This window comes from Bacteroides cellulosilyticus DSM 14838 (genome assembly GCF_000158035.1).
In the GTDB taxonomy this organism is placed as follows: Bacteria; Bacteroidota; Bacteroidia; order Bacteroidales; family Bacteroidaceae; genus Bacteroides; species Bacteroides cellulosilyticus.
This window is the reverse complement of sequence record NZ_EQ973490.1, coordinates 2,170,165-2,178,212: the sequence shown is the minus strand read 5'-3', so window position 1 is coordinate 2,178,212 and position 8,048 is coordinate 2,170,165. Positions and strand designations below refer to the sequence as shown.

General features: G+C 43.4%; 6 protein-coding genes, 2 tRNA genes and 1 pseudogene. 5 read left to right on the top strand and 4 right to left on the bottom strand.

Annotated features, from left to right (window positions below):
• A pseudogene (locus BACCELL_RS12400) lies at positions 1-788 on the top strand (DUF4450 domain-containing protein); the annotation flags it as partial.
• A 90-nt stretch (positions 789-878) separates the two neighbouring features.
• On the opposite strand, the gene BACCELL_RS12395 reads toward BACCELL_RS12400, so the two are convergent.
• From BACCELL_RS12395 to BACCELL_RS12380, 4 genes are all read right to left on the bottom strand, one after another.
• Entirely contained in the window at positions 879-1,358 is a 480-nt protein-coding gene (locus BACCELL_RS12395) for a DUF456 domain-containing protein (protein ID WP_007212148.1), read from the bottom strand.
• A 90-nt stretch (positions 1,359-1,448) separates the two neighbouring features.
• Positions 1,449-1,521 (bottom strand) — tRNA-Pro (locus tag BACCELL_RS12390).
• A gap of 16 nt (positions 1,522-1,537) precedes the next feature.
• Positions 1,538-1,610, bottom strand: a tRNA-Phe gene (locus BACCELL_RS12385).
• Positions 1,611-1,764: 154 nt separating this feature from the next.
• On the bottom strand, positions 1,765-2,766 hold the full coding sequence (locus BACCELL_RS12380; RefSeq protein WP_007212147.1) for a malate dehydrogenase: 1,002 nt from the start codon (positions 2,764-2,766) through the stop codon (positions 1,765-1,767).
• A 241-nt stretch (positions 2,767-3,007) separates the two neighbouring features.
• On the opposite strand from BACCELL_RS12380, the gene BACCELL_RS12375 reads away from it, so the two are divergent.
• From BACCELL_RS12375 to BACCELL_RS12360, 4 genes are all read left to right on the top strand, one after another.
• Positions 3,008-3,856 carry a CvfB family protein gene (locus tag BACCELL_RS12375; protein WP_029429028.1) on the top strand — a complete coding sequence of 283 codons (849 nt, stop codon included), beginning with the start codon at positions 3,008-3,010 and terminating at the stop codon, positions 3,854-3,856.
• Positions 3,857-3,976: 120 nt separating this feature from the next.
• Positions 3,977-5,032, top strand: a complete 1,056-nt coding sequence (locus BACCELL_RS12370) for a hypothetical protein (RefSeq protein ID WP_007212145.1) — start codon at positions 3,977-3,979, stop codon at positions 5,030-5,032.
• A gap of 139 nt (positions 5,033-5,171) precedes the next feature.
• Positions 5,172-5,525, top strand: a complete 354-nt coding sequence (gene rplS / locus BACCELL_RS12365; protein WP_007212144.1) for a 50S ribosomal protein L19 — start codon at positions 5,172-5,174, stop codon at positions 5,523-5,525.
• A 113-nt stretch (positions 5,526-5,638) separates the two neighbouring features.
• The gene (locus BACCELL_RS12360) at positions 5,639-7,939 is read left to right on the top strand and encodes a TonB-dependent receptor (RefSeq protein ID WP_044153632.1); all 2,301 of its coding nucleotides are present in this window, start codon (positions 5,639-5,641) and stop codon (positions 7,937-7,939) included.
• Positions 7,940-8,048 lie beyond the last annotated feature (109 nt).

The following is an 8,048-nucleotide window of genomic DNA, read 5'->3' as shown; positions in this document are numbered from 1 at the left end:
TTCCTGTAGATAATCCGCTGTCCGCAGATAAGGATGATTCTATTCAGTTCTCCGCCTTTGCTAAAGTCAATTCTTCTAAGTGTGAACCGGTTGTGATGGATGAACAATTCAATTCTGCCGTTACAGATATATTCCGTAATGAGTATCTTTCACCTCGGTCTCCATATACCACTTTGCAGATACCCAAGCAAGGTATCGGTGAATGGTGCCATCCTTTGCATACGGTGGATATTGATGATTCCGGACTTCGCTCTTCCGTTCAGAAGGGAGTGTTGAATACTAAGCTGGGAGTTCCTTTCCGTACTCCTGCTGAGGGCCAAAATATAGCTTTCACATCCTTGTGGGATAATTATCCGGATAGTTTGACGGTCTCTCTCAAAGGAAAGGCATCCCGTGCCTATTTACTTATGGCAGGTAGCACCAATCACATGCAGTGCCATATTGACAATGGGCTGATCCGTGTTTATTATAAAGATGGTACTTGCGATAAGATGGCTTTGCGTAATCCCGATAACTGGGCGCCCATTGAGCATATTTTCTTTGAAGATGGTCTGGCTTTCAACCGACATGCTCCGGCACTTTATCGCCTGCGTCTTAAAACAGGCGAGATTAGCAATAACTTTGGAGAAGAATTAGGCTTTCCAGGTGCCTCCCGTGAATTGGATGGTGGTGCTGCCATATTGCTTGAAATGCCCTTGAATCCTGATAAGAAACTTTCCCACCTCGTTCTTGAAACTCTTTCTAATGATGTGGTGATTGGGTTGATGGGAATTACATTACAACGATAATAGTATAATCACCACAGAGTGACACAGAGTCCCACAGAGTTTAATTTGAAATCAGAACTCTGTGGGACTCTGTGTCACTCTGTGGTGAAATTATATCAATGCCTTTACGAAACACCACACGAAGTATCCACAAACTACTACCTTAAACACTGTCCCTACCAGAAAACCAATCAGTGCTCCAATACCTGATTTTAGGGCATCCCTTGCACTTCTGTCTCCCAAGAGTTCTCCGATGAAAGCTCCTCCAAAAGGACCGATAACAATTCCCCACGGGCCAAGAAAGATGATTCCGACGATTGAACCTATCAGGCAGCCCCAACTGCCCCATTTACTTCCTCCGCTGTATTTGCTTCCAATCATGGGAGTGAAGTAGTCCAATACTTGCACTATCACTACCAGAAATAACCAAATCAGTAATTGCGATGTAGAAAATTGCGCCTTATCTGTAATATGGAGTAATAACAAACCGGCGTATGAAATGGGTGGTCCGGGAATTATAGGGAGGATACATCCCAATAAGCCTACTATGAGGCATAGACTTCCTAATATGATCAGTATGATGTCAAGCATAATAGAATCGGATTAGAATAATGTTGTTTGGGGGATTGAGAATGTAACAAAAAAGGTCTAACTCCTTTTGAGAATCAGACCTTTTTTGTGTCGGAATGAGGCGACTCGAACGCCCGACCCCTACGTCCCGAACGTAGTGCGCTACCAACTGCGCTACATTCCGATACTTTGCTTACGAGTGGTGCCACCAGGAATCGAACCGGGGACACAAGGATTTTCAGTCCTTTGCTCTACCAACTGAGCTATGGCACCTTCTTCGTTTGCGGGTGCAAAGATAAATAGTTTTTTTAATACAGCCAAAGGATTTCTGAAAAAATAAAAGAAAATTCCCCCTGCGCCCGGTTTGTGTGAGCGCAAGAGGGAAAGTCTAAACAGGAGTTCTCGGGGATATTCCCTTATATATAATTTAGTCAATGTTCGGGTTGATGCTTTTCCAATCCTTAATAGCCGGAAGTACTCCCATTCCAATCACTTCGTCACGCAATTTACAGAGGTGAGCATAACTTTCTTTCAGCTTGGCTTCCTCTTCCGGAGTGCCTTTCAACTCTTTGTAGTGTACACCGTCTTTGGTGATTTCAGTTTCCATTGCCATCATGATGTGGTCGAAGCCATGACTGTGTACATACGTACCTGCAGGCCAACGGAATGCTTTACCACCCATGGCGGCAGCAATCATTTCTATGGAAACGTATGCCGGGCTTTGGAAAGAAGAGCGTCCGCGAAGATTGATGATGTTAGCGCCACCTTTGGTTACCTTGCTTTGGATTTCAGCCCATTGTTCAGCAGTAAGGGCAGGTGTGCCGATGATTTCCAACAGAGGTTTACCATCTACTTTGGCAGTTGAAGCATAAACAGCCATCTGTTCTCCGTGACCGCCATACGTACGGCAATTTTCTACCTTATCAGGAGAAATGTGGAAATGCTTGGCTAGTTCACTACGCAAACGGGTACTGTCGAGAGCTGCGAGAGTAGTTACCTGTGAAGGTTTCAGACCGGAATACAACAGAGTGATCAATCCGGTTATGTCGGCGGGATTGAAGATAACTACTACATGTTTCACGTCCGGGCAGTAAGCTTTTACATTTTTACCGAACTCTTCGGCAATGGCAGCATTACCTTTCAGTAGGTCTTCACGTGTCATGCCGGCTTTGCGGGCGGCACCACCTGAAGATACAATGTATTTGGCTCCGGTCAACGCTTCTTTGATGTCGGAAGTATACGTAAGGTTCAGTCCTTCGAAACCGCAGTGAAGCATCTCTTCTGCTACACCTTCCAGTCCCGGTCCATACGGATCGTACAGGCAAATATTGGGTGTCAAATGCATCATAATGGCAGTCTGTGCCATGTTAGAACCAATCATTCCGGCGGCTCCTACAATCGTAAGTTTTTCGTTTGTTAGAAATTCCATAACTTTTATGTATTTAAAAGGTGAATATAATTTTTCTTATCTTTAGTTTCCCGATACAAAAATAACTGTTTTCCAAGAGATTTGTTCATAGAAAAAAGTTATGGCTTAGATTGAAAAGTTATGCCTTATGCTTAATCTTTGCTTAAAAGCGAAGATAAGCTGCACCTTAGCATTAAAAATAATCAAGCTTATTTTGTACTGCCTTCGGTTTGCATTATCTTTGCCCCAAACGAAAGAAATTATGAGCATCGAATTAGGTAAATTCAATATCTTGCAGGTAGTCAAGGAAGTGGAGTTCGGTATGTATCTGGATGGTGGTGAAGATGGAGAAATCCTGCTTCCTTTGCGTTATGTGCCCGAAGGTTGCCAGCCGGGAGACGAATTGAATGTATTTATATATCTGGATAACGAGGAACGCCTTGTAGCCACAACATTGACACCGTTGGTACAGGTAGGTGAATTTGCCTGTTTGGAAGTAGCATGGGTAAATGAGTATGGAGCATTCTTGAACTGGGGATTGATGAAAGACCTTTTCGTGCCTTTCCGTGAACAGAAGATGAAGATGCAGGTAGGAAAGAAATACGTTATCCATGCTCATCTGGATGATGAAAGCTACCGTATCGTAGCTTCGGCCAAAGTAGACCGCTATCTTTCTAAAGAGGCAGCGCCTTATGAAGCCGGAGATGAGGTGAATATCCTCATCTGGCAAAAAACGGATTTAGGCTTCAAGGCGATCATTGAGAATAAGTATGGTGGCTTGTTGTATGATAGCGAGATATTCCAACCCTTGCATACCGGCGATCAGGTGAAAGCTTTCATCAAGCAAGTACGTGAGGATGGTAAGATAGACTTGATACTTCAGAAGCCGGGCTTTGAAAAAGTGGATGACTTCTCGAAAACCCTGTTGCAATATATAAAGGATAATGGCGGACAGATATCTCTGAATGATAAAAGTCCGGCAGATGACATTTATGCCACTTTTGGCGTTAGCAAGAAAACTTTCAAGAAAGGTGTAGGCGACCTCTATAAGAAACATCTCATCCTTTTGAAAGAGGATGGCATCATATTGGCAAAATCCCCAAAGTCCTAAACGGATTAGGGAAATCCCTATATAAGAATAGAGAGAAACAAATGGATAGGGGATAATCTTCCCCTATTTTTGTTTCCAACAAAGAATAGACAATTCATAAACTAAGTAAAAAACGCTATCATGAAACGAATATTATTTATCCTGCTTGCCACTTTGAGTACTGCTGTTTGCAGCGCAGGCACGAATGCTATGAGTAATAGCAAAGTACGTAAGGAGACTCGTTTCCTCACAGATAAAATGGCTTACGAGCTGAACCTGAGCACCGAACAATACAATGATGTATATGAAATCAACTATGACTTCATTTCCGGTGTACGCTATGTAATGGACGATGTGCTATATGGTAATGAGTGGGCACTTAACCGATATTATGACTATCTGGATGTACGTAATGACGATCTCCGCTGGGTGCTTAGTAGCCGACAGTATGCCCGCTTTATGCAGGCGGAGTATTTTTACCGCCCCATCTATACCAGTGGAAACCGTTGGTACTTCCGTGTTTATATCACGTATACCAACCACAATCATTTCTATTTCCCCCGTCCGTATCACTACCGCACGTATGTAGGAGGGCACTATCGCACGCATCATAATAATGTGAGCTATTATCGCGGACGCTACAAACATCCATACTATAATGGTTCGTATCGAATTCGTGATACAAAATCCTATACAACACACCGCCGTTCGGATTTTGGCTCTGTAACTGTACGTCCCGGCTCTGACCGTGCGCCGTCGAGAGATGATGTGTACACTACTCGTCGCAGTAGTTCAAGTAGCAATCGCACTACCACTCCAAGCACTACCCGCAGGGAAAGTACGAACAGCAATGCAGCTACTAATACCAGCAGCAGTTCACGTCGTACCAACAGTAGTACGAAGAGTAGTGCTACTGACACTAATAATAGCTCGCGTACCAATAATAGTAGTTCACGTAATAGTGGCAGCTCTCGTACTAACAGTGGCAGTACGCGTACCAATAGCAGTAGTGAAACGAAGAGCAATACAAGCTCTTCCCGCCGTAGCAGCAGTACTACACCGAGTACCGGACGTAAGGAAAGCAGTTCTTCTAGTGTACGGAGTTCTTCCGGAAGCAGTACACGCAGCAGCGGTTCTTCTTCAACAAGAAGCAGCAGCTCCGGTAGTTCCAGCCGTTCTTCAGGTGATCGTCGCTAAGCAAAAAACGAGCGAATTATTTGTGTATCTGCCGAATAATTCGTTCCTTTGCACCGCTTTCGCGCAATCGCTGTCAGGACCTACGAGAGAAGCCTGGTATGTTGCGTTGTAACGATCAAACAATTTAAGAATAATAACAATGGATTTAATTAAAATTGCAGAAGAAGCATTTGCTACCGGTAAACAACACCCGAGCTTCAAAGCAGGTGACACTGTTACAGTAGCATATCGTATCATCGAAGGTAACAAAGAACGTGTACAGCTGTATCGTGGTGTTGTTATCAAGATTTCCGGTCATGGAGACAAAAAGCGTTTCACTGTACGCAAAATGTCTGGTACCGTAGGTGTAGAACGTATTTTCCCAATCGAATCACCGGCTATCGACAGCATCGAAGTGAACAAGGTAGGTAAGGTTCGTCGCGCTAAATTGTACTATCTGCGTGCTCTTACCGGTAAGAAAGCAAGAATTAAAGAAAAAAGAGTTAATGGCTAATCAGCTATACTCTAATTTCGAGATAAAAAGAGGAAACTTCAATGGAGTTTCCTCTTTTTATTTGATTTAAGTAAACGATTCATGATGAAACTACTACATATTACATATTAAAAATGAAAAGGATTATCTTGTCAATGCTTTGCTTAACTGCATGCATCAGCCTTATGGCACAAAATATCAGTGGAAAACTGGTGGATGAAGCGCAGCAACCGCTTCCTTATGCTAACGTAGTGTTGCAAACCGTAGATTCTGCCTTTGTAACCGGAACTACTACTGGTGAAAAGGGTGAATTCAAACTTCAGAAAATCGTTGCCGGAGACTATCGGCTGGCGATTTCCAGCATTGGTTATCAATCGTTGTATCTTTCTCTCCAAGGCTTTGAACGTACTGCTGATGTAGGTACGCTAACTTTGGCAGACGCTTCGCAAGAGTTGGGTGAAGTAACTGTTACCGCTTCCAGCAGAGTGAGTCGGGCAGATCAGAAATTGATATTTCCCAGTAAAAAACAAATTAGTGCATCAAACAATGGTGTGGACATGTTGCGCCATCTGATGTTGCCCCGGCTTCGTGTCAATAGTATGGATGGCAGTGTAGGCATGACCGATGGTAGCAGTGTACAACTCTGTATCAATGGACGAAAAGCTACAAAAGAAGAAGTCACTGCCCTGTTGCCTGAAGAGGTTATACGTGTTGAGTTTCAAGAAGATCCAGGTCTGCGCTATGGCGATGCAGGTGCGGTGGTAAATTACATCGTTCGCCGTTATGAAGTGGGAGGCTCTTTCGGTTACAATGGTATGCAAAGCCTGAAGAGTGGCTTTGGCAATCATAATTTGACGGGAAAAGTAAATTTCAAGCAATCGGAGATTAGCTTTTACTACGGTAACCGCCTGCAATATTTCAACGAGATATGGTTCGATAAGAATGAAACGTTCACTTTTGAAGATGGTAGTCAGTACCATCGCAGCCAGTATGCTGAGGCAAACAAAAAGAAGAATTTGCAACAATGGGGTGCTGTAACCTATAATCTGCAAGAGACTGACAAGTATATGCTGAACGCTACCGTGGGCTTTTCTCACTATAATGATCCTGATTTACGAATGAAAGGCAAACTGTATACCGAAGAATTTCCCAATTCCGTAACCGATCGTGAAGAGTGGAATCATGACCGCAACCTCAGTCCTTATCTGGATCTTTATTTTCAGAAAAACCTGAAGCATAAGCAATTCCTGGCTCTCAATGTCGTAGGTACATATATTAATACCAAGAATCGTAGCAGCTATACCGAATTGTTGTCCGGAGAGCCGGTAGTAGATTACTATTCGGGGATACGCGGTAAAAAATATTCGTTGATCGGTGAAGGTATCTATGAGAAAGCTTTTAAAGATGGAGGAAAATTGAGTGTAGGCGTACGTCATACTCAGGGATATACGGATAATGATTATAATGGTACGCTGCAATACAGTTCGCAGATGAAACAGGCTGATACTTATGCTTACGCACAGTATAATGGTAAATGGGGTAAACTGGGTTATCGTCTCGGAATGGGTGTCACCCGCTCATGGTTTCAGCAGATAGGGCAGGAAGATTATGAAACCTATTCTTTGAACCCGCGTCTGAACCTGACGTATGCCTTCAACGATCAGTGGAGCATCTCACTGAATGGAAATGTCAATACAATGAATCCTTCGCTCTCGCAGTTAAGTGCTGTAGAGCAACTGACCGATTCTTTGCAGTCGGAACGTGGTAACCCGAACCTGAAACCTTATTCTTATTACCGTTCTACTTTCCGTTTGAATTACAGTAAGGGCAAATGGGATATTGGATTGCGCAACCAGTATAACTACCGTGATAAGGCCATCATGCCTCATATTTATCGTGAGGATGATAGATTTGTCCATAGTTACGCTAATCATTCCAGTTTCCAGGACTGGACTGTCGGTCTGGATGGACGTGTAGGTATGCTTTGGAATGTGTTGCAACTGAGTGGAAGCATCGAAAGTCGTAAATATTGGAGTAACGGTATTGATTTTCGCCATACACAGCACAGCATCGGTTGGGATGTAGCTGCTACCTTTATGTATAAAAACTTCACAGCTTCTGTTGAATTCCAGCATAATAGTGATTATTTCTTTGGCGAAGTTCTGGCTACCGGTGAAGAGGCACATGCAATTGACCTTCAATATCGTTGGAAACGGTTGAATGTCGGACTGCGTATGTTCAATCCTTTCCAGAAGGATTACAAACGCAATGAGGAGGACTGGAACAAATATGCAGGATACAGCTATCAGTATCACATCGATGATGTTGCCCGCATGATTTGTGTTACATTGTCATGGAACATCAACTTCGGACGCGACTACAAGAGTAATAATAAAAAAATGCAGAATAGCGATACTGACGCGGGGGTCTTGTAAGCTGTAAAAACTATCAACAGGAAGTTAATACCTTGTCGGCAAGGAGTTAACTTCTTGTTGACAGGATATTGGCTCTTAGTGTGCAGGGAATTAAGGGCAGCGGAGCCTG